17 protein-coding genes are annotated in these 23,026 nt (G+C 48.6%); 4 read left to right on the top strand and 13 right to left on the bottom strand.

Annotated features, from left to right (window positions below):
• Positions 1-108: 108 nt before the first annotated feature.
• The 7 genes from MMG03_RS12620 to hisE all read right to left on the bottom strand — a co-directional run bounded on the left by MMG03_RS12620 (position 109) and on the right by hisE (position 5,159).
• Positions 109-924, bottom strand: coding sequence for an ABC transporter ATP-binding protein (locus MMG03_RS12620; RefSeq protein ID WP_083538298.1), 816 nt, complete (start codon positions 922-924; stop codon positions 109-111).
• Positions 924-1,802 (bottom strand): ABC transporter permease, encoded by an 879-nt coding sequence (locus MMG03_RS12615; RefSeq protein ID WP_073157744.1) that lies wholly within the window; start codon positions 1,800-1,802, stop codon positions 924-926. Before MMG03_RS12615 ends, MMG03_RS12620 begins: the two co-directional genes overlap by 1 nt.
• On the bottom strand, positions 1,802-2,440 hold the full coding sequence (yihA, locus tag MMG03_RS12610) for a ribosome biogenesis GTP-binding protein YihA/YsxC (RefSeq protein ID WP_073157742.1): 639 nt from the start codon (positions 2,438-2,440) through the stop codon (positions 1,802-1,804). Before yihA ends, MMG03_RS12615 begins: the two co-directional genes overlap by 1 nt.
• Complete coding sequence (gene recR, locus MMG03_RS12605) at positions 2,437-3,033, bottom strand: recombination mediator RecR (RefSeq protein ID WP_083538296.1); 597 nt, start codon at positions 3,031-3,033, stop codon at positions 2,437-2,439. The genes yihA and recR overlap by 4 nt, the downstream gene beginning before the upstream one ends.
• Complete coding sequence (locus MMG03_RS12600; protein ID WP_073157739.1) at positions 3,030-3,893, bottom strand: EAL and HDOD domain-containing protein; 864 nt, start codon at positions 3,891-3,893, stop codon at positions 3,030-3,032. Before MMG03_RS12600 ends, recR begins: the two co-directional genes overlap by 4 nt.
• Before the next feature lie 169 nt (positions 3,894-4,062).
• Complete coding sequence (gene hisG / locus MMG03_RS12595) at positions 4,063-4,902, bottom strand: ATP phosphoribosyltransferase (RefSeq protein WP_073238009.1); 840 nt, start codon at positions 4,900-4,902, stop codon at positions 4,063-4,065.
• Positions 4,899-5,159: a phosphoribosyl-ATP diphosphatase gene (gene hisE / locus MMG03_RS12590; protein ID WP_073157733.1), complete on the bottom strand. Its 261-nt coding sequence runs from the start codon at positions 5,157-5,159 to the stop codon at positions 4,899-4,901. The genes hisG and hisE overlap by 4 nt, the downstream gene beginning before the upstream one ends.
• Before the next feature lie 131 nt (positions 5,160-5,290).
• Here hisE and MMG03_RS12585 point away from each other — a divergent pair, with 131 nt between their 5' ends.
• Positions 5,291-6,346: a hypothetical protein gene (locus MMG03_RS12585; protein WP_249506429.1), complete on the top strand. Its 1,056-nt coding sequence runs from the start codon at positions 5,291-5,293 to the stop codon at positions 6,344-6,346.
• Positions 6,347-6,396: 50 nt separating this feature from the next.
• Positions 6,397-7,623, top strand: a complete 1,227-nt coding sequence (locus tag MMG03_RS12580; RefSeq protein ID WP_088666522.1) for a hypothetical protein — start codon at positions 6,397-6,399, stop codon at positions 7,621-7,623.
• Between the two features lie 95 nt (positions 7,624-7,718).
• On the opposite strand, the gene MMG03_RS12575 is transcribed toward MMG03_RS12580, so the two are convergent.
• From MMG03_RS12575 to MMG03_RS12550, 6 genes are all read right to left on the bottom strand, one after another.
• Positions 7,719-8,456 carry a tRNA (guanosine(46)-N(7))-methyltransferase TrmB gene (locus tag MMG03_RS12575; RefSeq protein ID WP_073157724.1) on the bottom strand — a complete coding sequence of 246 codons (738 nt, stop codon included), beginning with the start codon at positions 8,454-8,456 and terminating at the stop codon, positions 7,719-7,721.
• Complete coding sequence (locus MMG03_RS12570) at positions 8,456-9,706, bottom strand: carboxypeptidase-like regulatory domain-containing protein (RefSeq protein ID WP_139258236.1); 1,251 nt, start codon at positions 9,704-9,706, stop codon at positions 8,456-8,458. Before MMG03_RS12570 ends, MMG03_RS12575 begins: the two co-directional genes overlap by 1 nt.
• 35 nt (positions 9,707-9,741) lie before the next feature.
• Positions 9,742-10,599, bottom strand: coding sequence for a TIGR02147 family protein (locus MMG03_RS12565; RefSeq protein ID WP_073157948.1), 858 nt, complete (start codon positions 10,597-10,599; stop codon positions 9,742-9,744).
• 114 nt (positions 10,600-10,713) lie between these two features.
• Entirely contained in the window at positions 10,714-12,831 is a 2,118-nt protein-coding gene (locus MMG03_RS12560; RefSeq protein ID WP_249506428.1) for an ATP-dependent RecD-like DNA helicase, read from the bottom strand.
• 11 nt (positions 12,832-12,842) lie between these two features.
• Positions 12,843-16,628, bottom strand: coding sequence for a UvrD-helicase domain-containing protein (locus MMG03_RS12555; RefSeq protein ID WP_249506427.1), 3,786 nt, complete (start codon positions 16,626-16,628; stop codon positions 12,843-12,845).
• A 1-nt stretch (position 16,629) separates the two neighbouring features.
• A complete protein-coding gene (locus MMG03_RS12550) occupies positions 16,630-20,328 on the bottom strand; it encodes an exodeoxyribonuclease V subunit gamma (RefSeq protein ID WP_249506426.1) in 3,699 nt (1,232 codons plus the stop codon).
• A 131-nt stretch (positions 20,329-20,459) separates the two neighbouring features.
• Between MMG03_RS12550 and MMG03_RS12545 the strand changes: the two genes are divergently transcribed.
• Positions 20,460-21,791: an FISUMP domain-containing protein gene (locus tag MMG03_RS12545; protein ID WP_249506425.1), complete on the top strand. Its 1,332-nt coding sequence runs from the start codon at positions 20,460-20,462 to the stop codon at positions 21,789-21,791.
• Between the two features lie 121 nt (positions 21,792-21,912).
• Positions 21,913-22,980: a glucokinase gene (locus MMG03_RS12540; RefSeq protein ID WP_249506424.1), complete on the top strand. Its 1,068-nt coding sequence runs from the start codon at positions 21,913-21,915 to the stop codon at positions 22,978-22,980.
• The last annotated feature ends 46 nt before the right edge of the window (positions 22,981-23,026 follow it).

Below are 23,026 nucleotides of genomic sequence, written 5' to 3'. Positions count from 1 at the left end.
ATGAGTTATGTGCTAAAGTTAGGTGCCTTCGGCGCGATTATCTAGCTCATTGCTCTCGGCTCAAAACTCACCGATGAAAGGAGCCGTAGGCGACCGCCCTCGCGCCTCTTATCCGCTTGTTCTTAGGTCTCGGAACAGTTCCCTGGAGATTTCGCTGTTGGAGGTTCTCCAGTATTCAAAGGAGTTGGGTTCCGTAAGAACTTTGCGGTGCAAGAAGCAAATATTGCAATCCAATTCTTTAGAAATCAGCAAGTCATGGGTCACGATGATGATTGTTGTCTTAAACAGCATTCGCATGTTGTCGATCAGAGGCAACAGGTTTCGGCGATTGTAGTTGTCCAGACCTGCGGTAGGTTCATCCATCAAAAGGAGCTTCGGGTCCATGGCCCAGGATCTTGCGATGGCCACGCGCTTCTGCATACCCATAGAAAGCTGGTGCGGGTAAAGGTCTGCTTCTTCACGGACTCGCATCAAGTCCATGGCCATGTTGATCTTTTCGTCGATTTCGTCGGGTGAGCCCATCTTGTGGTATCGCAGGGGGAGGGCGATGTTATCTCGCACCTTCAGATTGGAAATGAGGGCTCCATTCTGAAAAACCAGTCCTACCTGACGTTTTGCCACTTCCAGTGCCGTTAGACGTTCCGGTGGGATGTATTCACCAAAATAATATAGGTTCCCCTTGGTGGGGCGCACCAACCCTGCAATGATTCGCAGAATGGCACTTTTTCCCTGACCGGATCCACCACCGATACAAATAGTGTCGCCACGGGTCACGGTAAGATTCGCTCCGGTCACTAACTCTTTCTGGGGGTCGTCTTCAACTTTCTTGAAGAATCCCAAGGCTCGGGGCTTTGAGAAAATCGTTCCTGCCAGATCGTTGTAGGACAGGTGAATATCTTCCATTCTTAAAGCTTCGTCAATCATTAGATAATCGAGTTGATGTTGTTCATGTAGTCGACGAAATAGAATATAGAAAGCACTACGTCTGCGCACACAATATACAGGAAGGACTTGATAACGGATCGGGAGGTGGCCTTGGGGACCTGGCGGATGTCTCGCGGAATATTCAGTGCCTGGTAACAGGCGTTGGTTGTAATGATTGCCCCGAAAACGAGAGGCTTGATTATGATATAGACGAAATCTGTAAGGGTCAGTGCGCTCAGGATTTCAGTGGTCAGATAATCCCAGGTCAGCTGGATGTTGATGATATTTCCGGTGAGGGCGATCATGGCCTTGGTTACGAGGAACCCTGCACAGATGGCGCTTGCACTGAAGATGATGTTCATGAAAAACAGGGCGATGCATCCACCAAAAAGGCCCGGCATAACAAGGAATCGAATCGGGTCCACACCCATGGTGGCCAGCGCATCAACTTCCGAATTAATGACCATGCTTCCGATGTATGTGGTCAGCGAGGATCCACTTCGGCCAGCGATAAGGAATGCCGTAAGAATGGGCCCTAATTCTCGGATGATTACAATAACAATCAGACTTCCAACCACATCGGAGAAACCCATCCTGCCCATGAGGGAGATTACTTCGATGATGACGACTGTACCGAACAAGGTGGCCACGACGAACAATACCGGAAAAATTTCTACGCCGGTAAAGAACGTCTGGGTGATGATATTCTTGGTGTCTGTCTTGAAATTACGGTTGCGAGAGAAAAGACTGGTGATGGCGTTCCAGAAAAGAGCGCACTGCTGCCCAAAGGTACGATGCAGCAAGAACATTCCCAGGTAGTGGAATATCTTTGCCGGGGGGCTGAGCTTCTGCCAGTTTTTTGATCTCTTTGTTCTCACTAGACCTTTTCGCCTTGGTTCATTGCTTCAAGAATTTCAGTCCAGAGCTGGTCAAGACCGAATTTTTTTAGGGAGCTCACGCAAAGAGGGTTAGATTCAAGACCGAACTTTTCCTTGATGGAACGAAGTCCCTTGGCAAGTTCAGACTGATTGACCTTATCGCGCTTGCTGGCAACGATCAGCACGGGGCATCCTGCGGCGCGGATATTTTCCACGGCGTCGATGTCTACGTCATGTCCGCCGTGGCGGATGTCTACCAGATAGACCAGACCCTTCAAGTCCTTGCATTTTGCGATGTAGTCTCGAATGGCGGTGGACATCTGCTCGCTTTTGGACGAACTGACCTTTGCGTAGCCTACACCTGGTAAATCTACTAGAAAAAACTTGTTGTTGACTTTGAAGAAATTGATTTCGCGGGTTTTTCCGGGGGTAGAACTGACCTTGACCAGTCCGTTCTTGCCCATAAGTGCATTCATAAGGGAAGATTTTCCCACATTGGATCGTCCAAGAAATGCGATTTGAGGGAGGCGTTCCTCGGGAAGCCCTTTCATGTTTACGGCTGCCGTTACAAAGACTGCCGAGGTGACGGTGAAGCCGCCCACTTCAACGGGGGCTTGGTGCTTTACGGGTGCGCTCATAGGCTTACTCTTCCTTCGAAGGCTCTTAACATGGTGACTTCGTCTACAAATTCAAGATCGCTGCCCATGGGGATGCCGCGGGCCAGGCGGGTACGCTTAACGTTGACTCCGTTGAGCATGCGGTCGATCATGAGGGCGGTGCTGTCAGCTTCGGGGCTGGAACCTAATGCCAGGACCAGTTCTTCGATCCCTTCGGTCTTGATGCGGTTGACCAGTTGGTTTAAGTGGAGTGCCTCGGGACCGATACCGTCTAACGGAGAAATGACTCCCCCCAGTACAAAATAAAGTCCGCGGAAAATGCCTGACTTTTCAAAGGGGATGATGTCTGAACTTTTTTCTACGACGCAGATGGACTTTGCTCCTGCCCTGGCCTTGCAGGTGGGGCAGAGGTCTTCATCGGTAAAGGCGTAGCAGTTGGGGCAATGATGAACTTTGGTAATGGCGTTCACCAGGTTCTCGGCGAAGCGTTCCACGTCGGATTGCTTGCGGGTGAGAATGTGGTAGGCCAGGCGTCGGGCTGTCTTTTGCCCGATGCCGGGGAGACCTGAAAATTCCCCGATGAGAGCTTCAAGACTTTGTGGTTCTACCATCATAGGCTATTTTCCGGTCTGGCGTATAACATGAGCAGCAACCATTCCTGAATGTGGCGCATACCAACCCAGACGACTGCATCTTTTATGTTGTCTATATGGTCGTGGGCCTGGCTGTCGGAATTGACGAACTTTAGAAGGTTTGCGGCAATTTCCGGATGTTTGTCCAAGTTGCTGCAGAGTTCTTCTAGAGTGGGGCGGATCCGCAATAGCTGGAGCAACTGCAAAATGGCTGTAGATGTGGCGTCAATTTTTTGACCGGTGACCATTTCGGGTCGGGCGAAATAGAACCCTTGAAAATAATCGTAACCGGCTTCTACGCAACGCTTGAAGGTTTCTTCGTCTTCGACTTTTTCGGCTAGGAGCTTGATGTTCCTTGCCTTGAAGAAGGCGGCGGCCTTGCTCATGCTGTCTAGGCTGTTTTCTACAACGTCCATCTTGATGTAGCTGACGTAGGGGAACAGCGGGGCGAAGCGGTTGATGAAGTTCTCTTCGAAGATAAAGTCGTCCAGGGCGATTTCGAAACCCATGGACTTATACTCCTCGATGGCTTCGATGACGCGATCGTCCACTTCTACACTTTCGAGAACTTCCAGAACGAAATATTTAGGATTCAGCAGGCCGAATAAATTGTCCAGCAGCATGTTCCTGCTGCAGTTGACAAAAGCCTTGCTGCTGCCGACCAGACGCTGGATGCCGATGTTGTTCAGTACGTTCTCCAACACCTGTGCGGTTGCCAGCAGGTCGCTGGATATAACAGCCGTACTGCTGTTCGGAGAATCTCTGAACAGCAACTCATAGGCGCATACCTTGCCATCGCGGTCAAGGATCGGCTGACGGGCTAAATAAGCGAGTGATTCCATGGAGAGACGTGAGGTGCGAGGTCGCTCGCAAAGCTCGCTTTGAGGTTTGAGCTGAACAATCGCGCCGAGGGCGCCCTAAAAAGAGCGCGAAGCGCCATGCTTTCACTCAAAGTGCCGGAGGCACGACCTCATTGCTCAAAGCCTTACGGAGTAAGGCGACCTCGTTGCGTTAAATTCGGGCGGACTTGATACCGAAGAGCAGGATGCTGCGTGCGCCTGCGTCCCAGAGCTTGTCCATGATGGCGTTGGCATCTTCCTGGGGCACCATGGCCTTTACGGAGTACCAGTCACGACCGTGGAGCTTGGCAACGGTAGGAGCATCGAGACCCGGGGTCAGGGCTACAGCCTTGTCGAGAACGTCTGCGGGGCAGTCGTATTCGATCATCATGTAGGACTGTGCGACCAGCTTACCCTGGATGCGGCGGATCAGGGTGTTCACTTCTTCCAGGTCGGTCTTCTGGGGGTTGCAGTAGAGGGCTGCGTTGGAGCGGAACAGCGGTTCGCCGATAATGCGAAGGCCAGCCTGCTTCAGGGTGGTACCGGTTTCCACCACGTCGACGATGGCGTCTGCAACACCGAGGCTTACGGAAATTTCCACAGCGCCTTCCAGAACCACAAAGTTCATGGGCTTCTTGTAGTAGCCTTCAACAATGTTGGGGAAGGAGGTGGCGATGGTAGAATCCTTCAGTTCGTCCAGAGTCTGGATGGGGCTTTCGTTAGGAACTGCAGCGCACATCTTGGAAGCGCCAAAGGGCAGGTCCAGAACCTTGACAGCCGGGCTCTTGGCTTCGGCGTTGAAGTCGATGCCGGTGATACCTGCGTCGATGATGCCGCGACCCACATACATGGGGATGTCGCTAGGGCGCAGGAAGAAAAATTCGATACCGTTCTTGGTGTCGATCTGGGTCAAAGTCTTGTAGGGCTTGGATGCCTTGTAACCGCAGGCCTTCAGAAGTTCCTGGGTGGGTTCAAAGAGCATGCCCTTGTTCGGGAGAGCTACTTTAATCATAGTTTAGCGTACACTTCTTCGAGGGTGAGACCTTTTTCTGCCATCATGCAGGCCACATAGTACAGAACCTGGGAAAGTTCCAGGCACTGGTCGTCGCGAGTTTCGTAACGGGCGGCCATCCAGCTTTCGCCGGCTTCTTCCACCAGCTTCTTGCCGATACCGTGAGCACCCTTCTTGAAGAGTTCAGTGGTGCTCTTGCCTTCGGGCATGGTTCTCTTGCGCTCGCAAACCAGCGCGTAGATTTCTTCAAACGTCATGATTGACCTCTTTTTGATATTTCTTTACGAGGTACAAGATAGAAAATTCAAAAAAGTCCACTTATGCATTTTGAATGTTCAATAAGGTTTAACGTCCTATTTTGCGGAACATCTATTTTATATTTGGAAATATGAAGTCTTTCGTGAAAGTTCTTGTTGCTGTGGCTCTTGTATTGGTGTTGGGAGTGTCACTTTACCAGTTTATCAGTTCTCGTGAAAAGGGGATTGCCCCGCAAAAATTGAGTTTCCCTGAAGCCCTTGAAAAAGCGGACCGAATGGAAGTGACTGCGGCGGGCCTTGGTAAAATTGAACGTAACAAGATAATTGATGGTCGGTTGTACCAGAACTTTGTACAGATACTCCGTGTCGGTCTTCTTTATGAACATCCGCAGGATACTCTCGAATCTGACTGTAAAGAGGGTACCTATATTACTTTGTATCGCGGTGCGGATTCCCTGGACAGATTCCGTTTTACCACTGCGTTTAACCGAGAAGGTTCGGTGGGATACTGGAGTACTCCCAGATTGCATAAGATTAATAAATTCCTGAAGGATGTGGGCGTTCCCTTTAGAGGTTGCAAAATCGAATCTGACATGGTTACTGAAAAATCTGAAAAGACCGAAGTAATGACTGTTCCCAAATTCAAGAAAAGACATGGGAAACGGGATGCTGATTCTTCTGAGATCCAGTATGAAGTAGACAGAGACGGTAACGTGTTTGAGTTGGGCGATTCTGTAAAAAAACAGGTTGCCGTAACGATGGAACTTTTGAACGAACTGATTTTCCCGGCCGATACGGCTCTTGGAACGCCGCTTAGTGAACTTGTACGAGACTGCAACCGGGCCGAAGTGATTTTTAACTGCAATGAGGATTGTAAGAAAGAGGTTCGCGTAGCTTCTAAGAAGGTGGTGCTTGATTCTGTGCAGCTGGCGGAATTCAAAAAAATGTTGCTGAACCCCACGTTTGAAACTTTTGCTGGTTCTACTGCGTCTCGTGCCGAAACGGTTATTACTTTGTATAAAGATTCCGCCGAAGTTCTAGAACTTTGGACTATTGGCTCAGGCTTCGGAAATATTGACAAGCATCAGCGGGACAAGGATTTTGATAGAGGTGGCGCCTGGTATAAGAAAGAGCCCAAGGATTTGGATGCCTTCTTCGCCCCAATCAAGGCTGCCGCATTTGAATAGACATCCCGTTATTTCTATATTTGCCACCGATTTTTTTAAGGTGGAAGAAAATGAACAAGTTTGCAAAGAGTATTTGTGCTTTGTCCGCTGTGGCCGTGACGGGTGCCGCACTGATGGCCTGTGCCGGCGGTTTCAAGGTCAAGGATCCGGAGTCCTTCAAGAATAAGTCCGGCGTGATTGGCGTGTTTCGCCAGGCCGCTTTTTATTGCAGCGATGTGAATCCCCAATACATGACTTTGGGCGACAAGCGAATCCTGGTAAAATCCGGTTGGAGCAGCGAACAGGACAACCTGTTTGTGAACGAAATGAATCCCGGCGTTGCAACTCTTTATTCCTACGAATATACTTGCGGTGAAAACGATAACAAACTGGTTCTGGATACTGCCGATAATGGCAAGCGTCCGTTCCCTATTGCCGTAAAGATTCCGGATGACGGCTTCTGCAAGATTGTGATTTCCTTCCTGGAAAATGACAATCTGTTCTCTCACAATGACGCCCTGTTGCAGGAACAGTTTGAGAAGGAGAAGGTGGCCCTGAATCCGGATAATGTTCCTTACTGCGATATTATCGATACCAAGGGTAACGTGGTCTCCTTCGTCAATCGCGATTCTTTGATTGATGCCCAATATGAAGCAGCACTGAAGAGCGCTCCCAAGTTGACTAGCGATGACATTCAGCCCCTGGTGAACCTGGACCAGAATTCCAGCGTCGCTACCTTGAGCGGCGACAACACTCAGGTGATGTTGGTGACCTGGCACAATGATCCGGACCAGTTCAAGGATGGTCAGATCATGACCTTGAAGAAGGACTTCGTGTGGGCCTTTACCGACAAGGAATTCATGAAGTGGTTCAACGAAAATAAGGATGGCGTGAACAACTGGACTTTGCGCCTGAAGCAGCTCCTGGGCAAGGCTCCTGACTTTGACGGAACTTACTTTACCGTATTCTGGGTCCCCGTGAAGGATGTGTTCCGTCCGGCATTTGTTCCCGATCCCACCAATGACGTGATGAACGTGGCGTTCCCCAGCTCTTTCGAAGAAGACCGTAGCGAAAGCGCCATGTGGTTCAAGAAGTGGTTCGACAAGACTCGCTCTCAGGCCTATAGGCGCGAAGGCGGTTTCCCCTGGACACGTCTGGGCTATACATACGACTGGGGTCGTACCGATGGCGGCAAGTATGGCCTTACCGAATTCATTGTTAGGGAAGGTGCCGAAATCGAAGTGAAGTTTACCCGTGGAACCAAGGGTTTCCTGGCCTGGACTAGGGACCGTAAATAATAGGGTTCTGCAGGTCTAGTACCGCTAACTTTTAAAAAGAGCGGGTTCACCATTTGAGTGAACCCGCTTTTCTATTTGAACTCAATTTGGGAATTCTATTTGCGGACTAGAGTTCGCCAGAGTTGCTGGCCTGCTTCCTTGAATTTTCGCTCGAATGCCGTTTCCGGATTTTCGGGATTGAAGGATTCGCAAACGACAGTGGCTGAAGTGTTCACGATGCGGGCTGCTTCTGCAAATTCCTGTGCGTAGATGTCCCAGTTGGTACGAAGTTCCGTAACGGGACTCAGGGACAGCAGCGTAGGAAAGATGGGGTGCAGATGGAATCGTCTGCCGGCTTCGCTTTCCTTGGGCCAGGGGTTGGGGTAGAACACGGCGTGATGTTCGATGATCCAGTTGCCTGCAAGAACTTCTTCCTGGGCTAGACGCCAGAAATCCAGAAGTTCGGCTCGGATCCAGAAAGCGTTGGCGGGCTGGTCTGTGCCTGCGGCCTGTTGCTGGTGCTCGTTACCGGCCTTGTTCAGGCGAACTGCAGACTTGTCCACTCCGATGACAGGAATGCCTGGAAAACGTCGGGCCAGATGTAGCGTGCTTTCACCTGCGCCACAGCCCGAATCCAGAACGATGCGGAACCCTTCGGCGTTGCCAGAGACCTTGTTCCCATTCTTCTCGTAAAAAGATTTGACGTAGTCCTTTGCGACCCCAAAAGCCTCGCGGGTATGGTCGGCTATAGGACGCAAAAAACGGGTCGCAATATACTTGCGAACCGTTTCGTCTAGATTTTTGTAAAGACCGTCTTGATTAGATGTTACCGCATGAACTGCGTTGTCTGTCATTACTTTTCCCAAATGCTCTGTCTGTCGCCACCAATCAGTTTGACATCATCCATCCAGAAGTCAACCGTATTAGTGAACTGCCAGGTCAAGATGGTGACGCAGCTGAGGCTACCCTTGGTTTCGTCGACGATGTCGGCGGTCGCCACGGTAACAGTTTCCCACTCGTCAGAAAGTTCCTTAAATCCGTAGGACTTGTTTTCGACGGTGATGGAACCGTTTCCGTCGGTAGGCTTCTTGTGTGCTTCGTCTTCGATGATGAAGTAATAGCTGCCAGTACCTCTAACCTTAAAACTAATGGAATCGACGGAAGAAAGGTCGTAACAGATAGACTTGTCGTTACTGCCGATGCCGACGCCCACATTAGCCCAGGGGTAGACTAGCAGGGCGCCCTTGTCGTCGGTGTTCGTGTCGCGCAAGGTGTCGAAATTGAAGGTGACGTGCAACAGACGCTGTTCACCGTCGTCGTACATCTTCAGGTATTCGCTGGTATCGCCTTTTGCAACGACAATCTCGGTACCTGCATCGATGATGACATTGGAATGATGAGACTGGAACCACCAGCCGCCATCACTGGGACCAAAATACTTGGGACCAAAACGATGCTGGTTGTTGCCGTCTTCGAAGTCGTCCAAAAGCAAGGCTTGGCGTTCGTTGGCAAAAGTGCTAGTGGAGGATTCCTTACCTGCATCAATCTTCAGGTATGTGCTGGTGGTATCCTTTGCCTTTTCGTTGGGAATGTACACCAGGTCGAAATGACCGGCAGGCAGGGAATCCAGAACGAATTCGCCGTTGACAACTTTTGCGGAATGGTCGAGGCCGCGAACCTTGATGGTTCCTTCATCGATGTAACCCAGGAAACCGTTGATGGTTGCCATATCGGCCAGGTTCACTGTTCCAAGATCTACTCCGGCGTCAGAAACCTTGACCTTTGTCTGGATGGCCTTGCCCTCGAGGGAGGCTTCCAGAATGTAGCTGCCGCTGGCAACGCCTTCAACAACTACCTGACCGTTCTTATCGGTTTCGGCGGTGTAGGCATCCTTGGAACCTTCGAGGCTTGCGCTTTCTACAAGCTTAACCTTGGCTCTTGCGGCAGGAGTCTTGTCGGCTGTTAAAATCTGTGCGGTAATGGCGTTTCCGGCTTCGGTGCCAGAGGGGCCGCCGCCTGCAACCTTGTCGTCAGAACATGCAGAAAGACCGAGGCCAAAGCCAAGGACTGCTGTAACTGCCAATGTTCTATAGGACTTGCTCATACCCAAAAAATAAAAATTTTTTCCGAATAGTTCCATCATCCCTCCTTCTTTGGCGGCTCGGAACCCGTGCAAGGGTCATCCACTTTGTTGGAGAGGGGGAACATGGCGATATTCAGTGCGTAAACTCGGTCGGCGCGTTCACTCTTGCGGGCGAACTGCAGAAGTCCGCGGCGGAATTCCTCGATGCGGTGGCGGATTTCCGGCAGATCGGACTCGTCTGCGGTAAATACCACGCTGGAAATGTCACGGTCTTCGGGCTTGTGGCGGTCGATAGATTCCAGGGCCAGTTCCATGGTATGTCTATGGAAGTCGCGGACAGCGGTGCTTTTGACTTCGCCGCCGGTACTGATAATCTGGTCGGTAATGTTCCATCCGCCGTTGCCGTCGGGTACCACCAGGCCCAGCTGCTTCATGACGCCCAACGCGTTGCGGGCTTCATCCTGGGAAATGGCGGGATTCAGGTTGGATGCCAGCTTGTTGATGTCGCTGGTGTCCTTGGTAATGCCGATAAGGGCGCGTAGAGCTGCGCATGCCCAGCTGCCGAAGTAGGAAAGTTCCGGTGTAGAGAGCACTCGGGTTTCCAGGGAGCGCAATTCCATAAGGCGGTAGTACAGTTCGGAAAGAGCCTGCTTTGCCTTGGTCTTGTTAAAGCGGTAAAGTGTCTTGAAATATTCCGCACGGCGGTCGTCGAGTCCGCAAAGGCGGATGAACACCGGCAAGGTGCTTTCGTTCAGGTGTCCCTCTTTCTGGAACACGCGAACAAGCCAGGCCGGGTCAACGCCGGTCTTCTGGCCAAGATAGCGGTATGAGGTGAAAGGATTGTCTTTTTTCGTTTCGACAAACCAATCTCTCAAAAACTCACGATACTCTAGATACTCTAATACTTCGGGCATGTTCATAAATCTAAACAAAAGTAGTTACATAATGCCACTCTGGAAACCGGGTGTTGAGAAATGCCGTTGAAAAAAATACAACGAAGTGTAAAAATGCCTTTTTTTTGGAAAAAACTACAACTCAATCCCTGTTTCGCGTTCGGTGACCGTGCAACAAGCCGCCTTGAAGGTCTCGGGGGAGGCTATTATGGTTACAGATTCCTTGGCGCGGGTAATGCCCGTATACAGAATTTGGTTCGTTAATAGGGGGTGGCCCTTCTGCTTTGGGAGGTACATGGTTACATGTTTGTATTCGGATCCCTGGGATTTATGGATGGTGATGGCGAAGGCGCTTTCAATGGCTTCTTCTGGCAAAACCGCAATGGGATAGAATACATAGTTGTCCCTTTGGATGTTGGAATCCTGAGGTGGCGCTTTTTTTAACATCAGGTAGGGAGTATGCCCATCAAAAACTACAATACCGGTATCACCATTGTACAACTTGTACATTTCTTGGTTCTGGGTGATAATCAAAAGTTGACCGGGGAAATATCCGGAATCCTGAATGGCTATAGTTTCGGTGGGTTCTGTTTCTCGCGCAGTCTGTTTGGATTTCTTCCAGAGGCTGCGGAGTTTACTGCAAGCTTTCTTGTTCAGGTTTTCAACACCGCGGGGGCCGCGACGTTCTGCCGAAAGCATGCGCTGGGTGAGGCTCAAGTTCCAGAGTTCATCACGGAGTTCTGTTTCGCCAGTGGCCTTGTTCGGGTGAACCTGTTCTGCTAACTGGGAAAGTTTGCTGAAGTTGCTGACCCAGGCATTTACGATTTTTTCGATGCGTTTTTCTTCGATCTTTTTGGCGGTCTTACATTCGCTTTCGGATTCCAGTCGGTAATATGAAACCAAGTCCTTCATCTTTTCGGAACCGTTGTCTGCACTAGACATTGTATCGCCTTCGGAACAGAGGGCCGGATGCAACAGGAAATTATGGGGCTTGAAGTTGCCGATGTCCTTGGTTTCGGCTACAGTCTTGATTTCGTGAGCCAGGCGTCCGATGAGGGAATCATCGGTAAAACGGTTTGATATTTCTAGTTTGACAGTAAAGTTGCGAGTGCTGTTTTTGGCCTTTAGGATTTCTCCCAGAACTGCTCCCGAATCCACAGAGGGCAACTGGTACGGATCACCAAGAATAAAGAGGCGTGCACCTTCGGGAATGGCCTGCAACAGGGCGGCGAACATTTCAATATCGATCATGCTGGCTTCGTCAATGACGAAGATGGAATTTTTGGAAAACTGTTCATTCTTGTTGTAATGAAAGTCGCCTTTTTCTCGGGAGAATTTCAGCAAACGGTGAATAGTGCTGCTTTCCAGATCCTTCAGCTTCTTGAGTATGGGAGCGCCTTCTTCGCTTTCACGGATTTCGTCGTTGATGGCGGAAAGACCATCAGAAAGGCTTTCTCGCATACGGTCTGCAGCCTTGCCGCTGGGGGCTGCCAAATAGATAGACCAGTCCAGCATATCGCTGTTAGATTGCAATAGCTTCCACAGGATGTAGAGAACCACGGTGGTTTTACCCGTACCCGGGCCACCTGTAATAATCAAATTCTCAGAAAGTCCGCGAAGGATTGCCGTTGCCTGTTGTTCATTGACCAGGAATGGTTTACCGTTTATAGGCTTTCTAATTTTTGAAATTTCATCAATGCATTTCTTGATGGATGTAGCAGAAGGGTTGCTGCCGTTCTTGAACAGAAGTGCTGCCGACTTTTCAATGAGACATTTTGCATTGAAATGCTTGGCAAAATAAAGGTAGGGCGTTACGCCGGTGGTGATGATAAATGGCTTAGAATAGTTATCATTGTCAATGGCTTCGTTTACCAGGCGTCCTTCTACGATTTCAGAAAATTTTAGGCTCTTGAATTCGGAGATTCCCGCGTCTATAATGTCCAAAAATTCCTGCGGTGCGTGGAAGTTGTTTTCGTCTATTTCTGTTTCAGAAGCGCTGATGCTCAATTGCACAAGGCCTTGCCACTTCTTGGACCACATTTCAAAAAATTCTTCGGCGATAAGAGGCAGGCGGGTATTGCCATCGTCCAGCAACGAAAAGCAGAGAGCGAGAAACTTCTGTACCTTCAGGCTGATATCCGGCTGAATGTCAAACAGCAAAGAGAGAAGGTGCTTGTCGATGGCGGAAATCCCACGCATTTCCTTTAATGCGTTGTAGAAATCTTCAAAGTTTTCTGTTTCAATAAAGTTCATTATGTTGCCTCCTACTTGCTCATCAATTTTTTGATTTCGCCATAGGCATTTTTAAGATCGTCATAACATTTCCAGGTCTGGGCGTAAATTCCCTTGCCTGTTCCGCCCAGGGTGCCGCGGACAAATGCGTAGTAGATGCCGCCGAAATGCTTGTTGAAGATTTCTTCTTCAGTCAGGTTTTCTGCAGTACCTTCTCCATAGAACTGTTTCAGCCATTGAATAAGGCAGTAGCTGTATAGCACTCGTTGAATGGAATAGTCTGCATCAACGCGTTCCTTTAAGGCTTCTGGCGTATAGCGATTTTCCTCCAGAACGTCGGATTTCCAGTCCAGAATGCTGTAGAGGTTGTTGCCCTGGGCATCAGTTCGCACGAACATCAAATCGATAAAACCCTTGCAGAATCTGCGGAGCTCTTCGGAGGTTCCTGCATTCAGGTTGAACTGCATTTCTGCCTTATGATTTTCCAGAGGAATTTCTGTTAGGGTGAAAAATTCTCCTGTAGCGCAATTTCCTGCGATGGCGGGTAGTTTTGCATTCAGTGTATTCCACAAGTAGGCAATGGCGATGTCAGTCCATTCCTTCTTGTGATTCCAAATAGGTAACGCCTCGTTCTTGAATTCTTCTTCGACGACATTTATGCATTTGGAATCTGCCAAGGCACTTTCTAGAGTAGGCAGCTGTTGTCCGATTTCAAAGAACTTGGCTCGTTCAAAGACATGGTGGATGGCGTTACCCAATTTGCTTCCGCGAGGGAACTTCTTTAGATTTTCTTCGTAGTGGCTCTGATAATCGCGAGATTCCTCGTAGGCAAGGGTACAATCTAGTGCATTGACATCAATACTCTTGATGGAGACCTTGTTCTTGCCTGCAACATCAGCCACAGAAGATTCTTCGTTGCCGTCTTGATCGATGGGAGTATCGTCTTCGTTGCTGATGCCGTTGTCGGCCTTGCCCGAAAGGGATGAGTAGGAATACTGCATAATGCAGGCCTGAGGCACATGCTTCTGCAGGTCTTCCATGATGCCTTTTTGTTCCTGAATCAGCTCTTCGATATTGTCTGTGGATTCCGCAGAGGAACTGTTTTTGCTTAATGGCTGCAGAATATATTCCCGTACGAGTTTTTTCTTTTCGGCAATGCTCCAATCGCTGTCTGTTTTTAGAATTGTGTAGCAGGGATATTCAAAAATTCTGTTTTCAGCATTTTCGATACATACGGCATTTTCACAAAATTCCTTATGGGAATCATGTAGAAACTTGAATTCTGGTTTAACAGAAATAATGGCTCCGCTCTTGTCCTTTTTGGTCCAGTTTTCGTAGCGAGGTAGCATTAGAATAGATGATGCTCGTGTAAAGTCCACGTAGAACAAACGCTTCCATTCTTCCAGTTCTTCTGCCTTGCGAATTTCCTTGGCGTCGCTGCCTAAGCCCAAATGGATTCCATTGTCGTCATGATACAGGAAGGGACCTCTAGAAAGATTATTCACGCCCTTGAATCCTGCCACAGAAATTACCACGGGGAATTCCAACCCCTTGGAGGCGTGAATGGTCATGACCTGAACGGCATCGTAGTCGGTTCCCTTTTCAACGAGGCTTCCGTCTTCATCGTCGGCGTCATCACGGAATGCAGCCAGTCCTTCCAAGTGACGGACTAGATCTTCCAGGGAACAGTTGTGGCTATAAAGGAATTCTACGGCGTAGTTTCCGATCTGACGGAGCTTCGCCAAATTTTGCAACTTGGAAATATCCATTAGACGTTGCTCAATCTGGGTGTCGCTATAAATACGCTCCAGCATTTCGGCGTATCGACGCTTAAGAGCCAAGTCTCGCCAGACATTCAGCAGTTTGCGTTCCCTATTATTGGGGTCGTCAAAAACCTTGCTGTCAACATAATGAAGTTCATCCATGCTGTGATCTTCAGAAGAATTGTCTTTTTTGGTAAAGACCGTCTTAAAGAAATCGGTAATGAGAACTTCACTTAAAAGTTTACGGTTCCATGCAGAAAAATCCGGAGCATTCAAGGCACGGAACAGGGCTATCCATTCGGCACATTCACGGCTGTTAAACAGGTTGTTGTCTTTGTAACGACTGAAAGGGATACCTGCGTGTCGCAGTGAATCTTCCATGACCTCCATTTCGCTGCGAGTACGGGCCAGTACGGCAAAGTCCTTGAAGGAAACGTTGCGGTATTTGCGACAATCTTTCTTGTCGAAAACCTGGAGCTTGGTCTTTCCGTTTTCGAAGGAACACCAGTCTACGATTTTTGCCACAGCGGAACGTGCGAAATTCAGACTGGAAATTTCGTTTTCGCTAATCCAGATCGGTGCAACTTCCTTGCCGCTTATCATAGGCGGAACTTTAACTTGGCTTTCGTTGGTAGGAGCACCAGATGGTTGGAATTTTACCAGTTCGGGAGAGCTTTCTGCAGGAGTAAAGAAACTTCCCTTGAACAGTTCGTTGCAACCTTCAATGATTCCCGTTGTAGAACGGAAGTTGTTGTTGAGAGAAGTTCCGTTGTTGATTTCCAGGATCGCTTCCTTATAGACGTTTACGTCGGCTCCCTGGAAACTATAGATGGATTGTTTTGGATCGCCTACCACAAAAATGGAATGACCTTCGACGGCCTTGCCCTGATCTTTCAAAAAGATTGTGCGGAAAATATCCCATTGCAGTTTATTGGTATCCTGGAATTCATCAATGATGGCGAAGTTGAACTGCTGACGCAACTTTTCCTTGAGATTGTCACTTTCGGTGATAGCCTTATGCACCGAAAGAATCATGTCGTTAAAGGATTGCCTTTTGTCATCCTTCTTTGCTTTTTGCCACTTGTCAAAAAGTATGGGAATCTGCTTGCAGAGAAATTCCTCGTACTGGGCGCGATAAAGGTGTTTTGGGGCGCTCTTGATCAGTTCCTTGATTTCCTTGATTGCATTGAAATGGGGAAGGGTTGTCTCGGAGAATGATTTTGTTGTGAATGAGTGGCCGTTAAAAAGAATGTCCTGACTTTCGTTGGTCCATGACTTGATTTTTTCGGTGAACTCCGTGGCTCTTTTTTCTGTATTAGAAACGCTGTCGAAAAAAGTCAGCTCATCTTCAAAACCGGGAATACACTTCAAATCGTTATAACAGGTGGCTTTAGAAATTTTTTCAAGAGCGCTTAGGGGGACCTCCTGACCATTGATTTTCGGAAGACTGGGCCCGTCTAACGGAATGATTTCGCCTTTTTTACAACAGCCTTTATAGTTGTTGATGGCGCTGACAATGGTTTCCGTTAACTGGTTGGTCAAGGATTCTGTTTTTTCAGATGCGAGAAGTTTCTGGAATTTTTCGTCATTGACCCACTGGTCGCGAATATACTGTTCTACCAAGGTGGTAACCGCGGCATCATCGATCATACCCATATCAAAGGGGCGGCCCGCGTCGTAGGCGTATTCCTTCAAGGCCTTCTGACAGAAGGAGTGGATGGTGAAGATCGCTGCGTTGTCAACATCCTGGTTTGCCTTGGCAAAAAGGGACAATACGTCCTTGGAAAGTTCCGGTTCGTCAGAGTCATCCTTGTTGATTTTTTTGAATTCAAGGACTTCGTTAATCTTTTTGCGGATACGGTCCTTTAACTCACCCGCAGCTTTTTCGGTGTAGGTGACGATAAGAATCTTTTTGAGAGGCGTGCCTTGACTAATCAGCTTGGATACCATGAGCTGAATGGTATAGGTTTTGCCTGTTCCTGCTGACGCTTCGATAAAGAGGCTGTGTTTCGGATCAAAATTTTTCAGATTGAAACTTTTCAATGTGTCGCTCACCTTATGCCCCCTTCTTCGTTGCGGATTTTGTTCCCTTTGCTGTTTTAGCAGGTTTTTCCGGTTTTTCGTAGGCCTTGATTTCCATAAGGGACTTCATCTTGGCCTTCGCTTCTGCCCACTGCTCCTTGAAATTTTCGGAATCGAATCCCACATCCTTTACCGGATCGAAAAGTGCTTTCTTGCCGAAGTAGGACCATGGACCATCCAATAGTTTTCCTCTGTATTCATATATATCGTCGCTTTCCTTGATTGTGTCAAGAAGGTCTGCGGGGACAGCCTTACTGTAAGGCATCTTCCTTGTCTTTTCGCAACCGTAGGCTTCGCTGTATATACGTTCCAGCATTTCCCTAGCTTGAACGGGTGACATTTTTACAGATGTTGTTGCAGGGCCACCGATATTCTCGTCGCAAGAATAAATGGAAATGCCAATGGTCTGTTCCTTATTTGCCGAGTCCGGATGCTTTTCGCATTTAAGGGCGAGAAGGGCCAAGGCCTTGATATACGGGCTTAAGTATTTACTGAAATTGATTTTATCGGCAGTGCTGTTAGATGTTGTTATAGAAATGATTTCTGTAACATCTCCCAGTTCCTTGTTGTTGCACCAGTCCATGGTTCCGGAAAGGTTCCACTTGGTTCCGTCACCACGCAATAATTGCAGATCTTGCAAACGGTCTTTATACGTCCAGCCGTTGCGGAGTTCCTGAATTTTTTCTTCGCCCATCTGGCAAAGAATAAGGTTCTTTTTTACGTTCAGGTCTTTCCAGATTTTTTCACTGAAAATCTGGTCGGGCATCTTGCCCTTCAGCTGACTATCCCTCTTGAATTTTTCCAGTTCGTCTTCCTTGCCCGAAAGTTCTGCTGCCAGCATCATTTTCAGTAAGTTGCTTTCTTCCAACTTGTTAAAGAAAATCGGTTCAAAAAATTCTTTTTCGGGATCGTCATCATCTTGCTCCATCATCATCAGGCCGATTCGGAATTCAAATGGGTCTTCCAGGAATTTGCACAACTGGAACAGAGAAACTCGTTCGGGAATCTTGATGGCAATGTTCTTGATGTCAGTAGACTCGTCACCTCGAACTTTTATGTTGGTGCGGGCCTTGGCATTTCCGTCGTGGACCATGTCTACGTAAGCCTTTTTGTTACGGAGGCTTCTGGGCGTAAACAGTTCTGTAGTGTCGCGGGTCTCGTCCAGCGAGATTGATTTTTTATTCCATGCGATGCCATTCTTCAAAAGAAATTTCTGGATGTCATTGACGACGGACGTGGGGTAAAGTTCCGCATCCTTTTTAATGTCCTGGTCGACAAAGCTAATATGGAAGCTTTCGCTTACGCTCATGAGCTGACAGAGGAAGGCGTAGCGTCGCTTGGAGATAGGGGAGCCATCACCAGGCCAGGGGCGGCAGGATTTACGTAAGTCCAAAGTGTTCTGTTGCTTGGCTCCAGGGAAGTTGATGGAATCTCCACCAATAAAGAACAGGTGCTTTACAGGAATGATTCGGTTAGGGATGAATTTCATGAAGGTTATGCCATTCACGAACAGGTTACCGCAACTATATGCGGATCCCTGGACTGCCGTAATCAGACTCTGCTCGATAATTTTCCATGAAATGGCCTCAATGCCGGTATCCAGCTGGTAGTGAAGATTTTCCACGGATTCCGTCACTCGCTTGAAGATGATGGATTCTCCTCCAAGACCTTCGGGAGCGCCAGTCATGGCGAGCCATCCGTTTAGGTGATCGTTCAGCTTATTAAGATCCGCAATTTTTCCTTGGGAACCGAAGGCAATCCAGTCTCTTAAATCGTTAATGGCTTCTACAAAGCGGCAAAGGCTGGCGTTGTTGCTGGAGGCCATATCGGAGTATGGTTTTAGCGAGTCTTCCTCGCCAGAGAACTTCACCAGATTTTTTGTCATCTTGGCCAAAAGCAGTCGGCGGACTCCGTCGAGCCAGTCCTGTTTCTTTGAACTGCGGTCGCGATAAACATTGGTTTCTTCAATCCAGGTTTCCCAATCGTTAACTTCCTCTTCCTTGATGCCGCGGGTTTGCTGCACTACAGGATTGCGCATCAAGCTAAAGAACTGGGGACGTCCAATGGAGTTTCCCTCTAAAATAGAGAACAGATCCTGTAGGGCGGTTTCGGTTAAAGAGCTGTGGGCCGGTGAATCAACAATGGAAAATGGAATATGAAGGTAGCCGGAATTGTTATGGCCTGCCACGTCAGAAACCTTTCGGTCGGGAGTCTGGTCGAATACGGTCTTGATGGCTGTGCGGTAACTATCCAAGTCTGGTGAAACTACCAGAATGTCATTGATGCGGGCTCCGCTCTGCAGAAGTTTGCAGATGCTGGAATGCAAAGCTTCCACTTCACGAATTTTTGTGGGAGCTGCCGTTAATGTTAGGCTGTTCTCTTCTGTTGCCCCTTCGCCGATAATGTTGGTTCGGTTGGCGATAGCGTACTGCAATTTATGCAATAGGGTGTCCTGGGGCAAGTCGCTTGCCGATGAAGCACTCCCATTGCTTGCGTCAAAATCGAAATCGTAATTTGCGGCCTGACACCACAACTTGATGTTGTCGCGGCCGGATCTTCCCCAGGTGCAGAGCAGTGTGTTTTCGGACTCCTCTTCGGCGAGATTCTGATATTCCGGGATGTCGTCTGGATCGGTCGCACTGACTTCTGCAACGCTATTTCCCGCTTCGCCAAGATTTACATCCATGCGGCGTTTAACGCTGTTCAGTTCGTTGCCATTTTCATCATTCCAGGAACCGTTAGATGCAACCCACCTGCGAACAATCTTATCGCTGGCAATATCTTCCCAGAATTCCATACAGGGATTCTGGATGTAGGCAAAAACGTCGTGCTCCTCGGCAAACTTATGAAGAATCACCCGGTAGAACTGCCCCATACCAGATAGACCGAAAATGAACAGGGGCTGGTCCTTGATTTTTTCCAGATGGAATTTGGCGATGCCGTTTTCATCGAAGCAACTGTAGTAAAGGAAAGGGATGGTCAGATAGGTAATCTGGTCATCATTCTTGCGTTCTGCCTCTTTCTTGAAAACGCGGGTGAGAAGGGAGTCCTTGTTACCGTGCTGGTGAAAAATGGCGGAGTACAATTTCTGCTGCCATTTTTCGCGGACCGCCACGTCTCCATTGCGGTTGCCTGTAAAGAAAGGTTGTAAATCTCCCTGTTTCCACTTATCGAGAATCCCATCGGCTGCACTGCCATCGGCGTTCTTCACAAAATCTCTGGGACGGCTCGTCTCGTATTCCAAAAACAATGTGGCGATTTTCTGTGCGAAATCAAAAAGATGGGTCTCGTCCAGTTTGCCCTTGCCGTTTGCGTCTTCCACAATCAAGTACCGACGGACTTCGTCGCCCAGCTTTTCGTAATTGTAGTATCCACCTTCTTCCATTTTCAGATAGGCGAGAATCACATTGCACAGCATATCTGCCGTCAGCTTCTTTTTGCTGTTGTCGTCACCCACCAGAATTTCCATGAGGAATCGGTCGATCATCATGGTGCTGAGGCCAGCCAGAGCGCCCTTCTTCTGAATCCAGCGGAGCCTGAACCACTGCTCCAGTTTTGGATCCGGAAACACGACTATTGGACATACGAAAGGGTTCTTCCAACTGGTGGAAATGGCGTCGATCATTTCGTCGGCGAGGTTCTCGAGATTCAGTGCGAATTTTAAGTGAAGCATAGTGGGCAATATATTTTATAAAAAAAGGATTGTTCTATTTGATTATCGTTTTCAGCCCCGATTTTGTCAAATGATTTGGGAATCTGCAGGTAAGGAATGCTAATTTTTAACGAGAAAAAAGGAGTTTGCCCATGAGGAACGCTCGTGTACCTTTTATTTATGTCACATCACTTCTTGCGATGTTCTTTTTTGCCTGCGAGGATTCCACCAGTGCGTCCGGTTCTCAGGATGAACAGAGTCGTGTAGATACTGTCTATGTAAGAGACACCGTCAACATAAAAGGTGATACCATTCGCGTAAAAGGTGATACGGTCGTTGTAACCAAACAGGATACCGTTATCAAAAATGGCGATACCGTAGTGGTCTCCAAGAAAGATACCTTGGTCGTGAAGGGCGATACCGTTGTGGTGACCAAGAAAGACACCTTGGTTTTAGATGGTGATACCGTAGTTGTCCGTGATACACTTTATCTTCGTGATGCGGTTTACGCCCGTGACACGATTTTAGATACTCTTTACCTTGCGGAAGAAAAAATTCTTCAGGAATGCGCCAATCATAAGTTTGATGAAAAGTCCCAATTCTGTTATATGGGTAACGTATATCCCCTGTGCGGAGGCAAAACCTATAATCCCGATAGTGCGACCTGCGTGAATGATGTGACGGTCCTTGCCTGCGGCGGTACTGTATACGATAAGGCCAAGAAGATCTGTTATAAGAACAAACTTCACGATCGCTACGTCCGTATGGGTAAATTCAATTACGAATATTTTGTGGATGATCGTGACGATCAGTTCTATCGCAGCATCTCCATCGGTAATCAAACCTGGATGGCTCAAAATTTAAACTACGCCGTTGATAGCAGCTGGTGTGCTGGCGGTATCGCCACTAGTCCCGATGACTTTACTCAGGGCGATTGTGAAAAGTACGGCCGTGTGTACAGATGGGCTAGTGCCATGAATATCCCTGATGAGTATAATGAGATTAGTGCCGTAGGAACCGTGGTGGATACAACCAAGGAATATCAGGGAGCTTGCCCCAACGGCTGGCACGTTCCCAATCACCATGAATGGTATGCCCTCGAAGATTACATTTATACCAACATAGACCCCGATTCTTCGCATTCTATATCCGAACACCTGAAGTCTGATAGCTTGTGGGTCGATGGCTATGGTTGGATGGGTTCTGGCGATGACCGTGTGAAAGTTGAAATTCCGAAGGGAATTAACTCTGTAGGGCTGAATATACTGCCTGTAGGAAGTTTCATTTATTACGATTCAAAAGTTTACCCTTCGTATTTTGGCCAGGATTCCCGCCTTTGGAGTGTTAACGAAACGTACAATACCGGAGTCTATGTGGTGTTCTTTAGCTATTCCACCGATTACAAGACCCTGAAGTATTATAAGGGCTCTGCGGCTTTCAAGAATTGGGCTTGGTCTCTCCGCTGTTTAAAGAACAATAATTAAGAACGTAGGGCCCAAAAAACATCTATTTATAAGGGAAAATTTTATTCGTTAAACATGGAACGTCTAATCTTATACTAGATTAAAAGGCGTAAATTATTTACCGTAAACTCGGAGTTTTATTATGGAAATTAAATGGCGTAATCCTGATGCAAAGTTTGATCGTCTGGTTTTGGCTGGCGATATCGGCGGTACCAACACCAACCTTGGCGTTGTTGGCTACAAGGATGGAAAGTTCACCTTGATTCTCGAAACCGTATGTCCCTCCAAAGACATTGACGGTCTGGATGCTCCCATCCGCGAAACCCTTAAGCTGGCTGCAGAAGCTCGCGCTGACCTTAAGGTGAGCCACATCTGCATTAGCGCTGCCGGTCCTGTTGCCAATAACAAGTGCGTCATGACCAACCTCCCTTGGTCTGTGGATGGCGATGCCATCTCTGCTGCAACGGGCATTCCCACTCTCGTGATCAATGACTTCATGGCTATCAGCTACGGTATCCCCACTCTGGACGTGGACGATCCGGAACAGATCCACAAGCTGGTCCACACCGACGGATCCTCTCCCGCTCCCCAGGCCGCAACCAAGGCTGTGATTGGTCCGGGTACCGGCATGGGCGTTGGCTTCCTGGCATTCGACGGTCAGAAGTACATTCCCGCTTCTTCTGAAGGTGGCCACTCTACTTTCGCACCTTTCGACAAGGACTCCCAGGAATTCCACGATTACATGGAAAAGAAGCTTGGCGTTGTTCCCGGTGTAGAACCTCTGGTTTCCGGTATGGGTCTTCGCAACATGTACGAATGGTGGAAGGAAACCCGCGGCGTTCCGAACAACGAATACTTCCAGAAGATCGAAGAGACCGAACCCAACGATCGCCCCAAGTACATTTCCCGCGCCAGCGACAACGATCCGGTGGCCGCCGAAATGATGCGCCTGTTCGTAAAGATGCTGGCCCGCTTTGCTAGCGACGCTGCAACCCTGTTCCTCCCGCTGGGTGGCTTCTACCTGGCTGGCGGTACCGTACAGAAGGATCTGCGCTGGCTGGAACGCGATAACCTGTTCATGCAGTACTTCGAAAAGAACTATAACCCCAACATCCGCCCGCTTCTGAACAAGATTCCGGTGTACGTGATCAAGGATTATAGCATCAGCCTTTACGGCGCTGCAAACGCAAGCCTGAATCTGCAGAAGTAAGCGGTCACGCGCAGCGTGTCATCCTGAGCCCGTAGGGCGAAGGATC

This window comes from Fibrobacter sp. HC4, from assembly GCF_023373925.1.
Classification (GTDB): Bacteria; Fibrobacterota; Fibrobacteria; order Fibrobacterales; family Fibrobacteraceae; genus Fibrobacter.
Note: the sequence above shows the minus strand (reverse complement) of the source record. Positions and strands in the feature narration are given on the sequence as shown.

Excerpts from the sequence above, each read along its gene's own strand:
- MMG03_RS12620 (WP_083538298.1), bottom strand. The coding sequence starts at position 924 with ATGATTGACGAAGCTTTAAGAATGGAAGATATTCACCTGTCCTACAAC.
- yihA (WP_073157742.1), bottom strand. The coding sequence starts at position 2,440 with ATGAGCGCACCCGTAAAGCACCAAGCCCCCGTTGAAGTGGGCGGCTTC.
- recR (WP_083538296.1), bottom strand. The coding sequence starts at position 3,033 with ATGATGGTAGAACCACAAAGTCTTGAAGCTCTCATCGGGGAATTTTCA.
- MMG03_RS12600 (WP_073157739.1), bottom strand. The coding sequence starts at position 3,893 with ATGGAATCACTCGCTTATTTAGCCCGTCAGCCGATCCTTGACCGCGAT.
- hisG (WP_073238009.1), bottom strand. The coding sequence starts at position 4,902 with ATGATTAAAGTAGCTCTCCCGAACAAGGGCATGCTCTTTGAACCCACC.
- hisE (WP_073157733.1), bottom strand. The coding sequence starts at position 5,159 with ATGACGTTTGAAGAAATCTACGCGCTGGTTTGCGAGCGCAAGAGAACC.
- MMG03_RS12585 (WP_249506429.1), top strand. The coding sequence starts at position 5,291 with ATGAAGTCTTTCGTGAAAGTTCTTGTTGCTGTGGCTCTTGTATTGGTG.
- MMG03_RS12580 (WP_088666522.1), top strand. The coding sequence starts at position 6,397 with ATGAACAAGTTTGCAAAGAGTATTTGTGCTTTGTCCGCTGTGGCCGTG.
- MMG03_RS12575 (WP_073157724.1), bottom strand. The coding sequence starts at position 8,456 with ATGACAGACAACGCAGTTCATGCGGTAACATCTAATCAAGACGGTCTT.
- MMG03_RS12570 (WP_139258236.1), bottom strand. The coding sequence starts at position 9,706 with ATGAGCAAGTCCTATAGAACATTGGCAGTTACAGCAGTCCTTGGCTTT.
- MMG03_RS12565 (WP_073157948.1), bottom strand. The coding sequence starts at position 10,599 with ATGCCCGAAGTATTAGAGTATCTAGAGTATCGTGAGTTTTTGAGAGAT.
- MMG03_RS12560 (WP_249506428.1), bottom strand. The coding sequence starts at position 12,831 with ATGAACTTTATTGAAACAGAAAACTTTGAAGATTTCTACAACGCATTA.
- MMG03_RS12550 (WP_249506426.1), bottom strand. The coding sequence starts at position 20,328 with ATGCTTCACTTAAAATTCGCACTGAATCTCGAGAACCTCGCCGACGAA.
- MMG03_RS12545 (WP_249506425.1), top strand. The coding sequence starts at position 20,460 with ATGAGGAACGCTCGTGTACCTTTTATTTATGTCACATCACTTCTTGCG.
- MMG03_RS12540 (WP_249506424.1), top strand. The coding sequence starts at position 21,913 with ATGGAAATTAAATGGCGTAATCCTGATGCAAAGTTTGATCGTCTGGTT.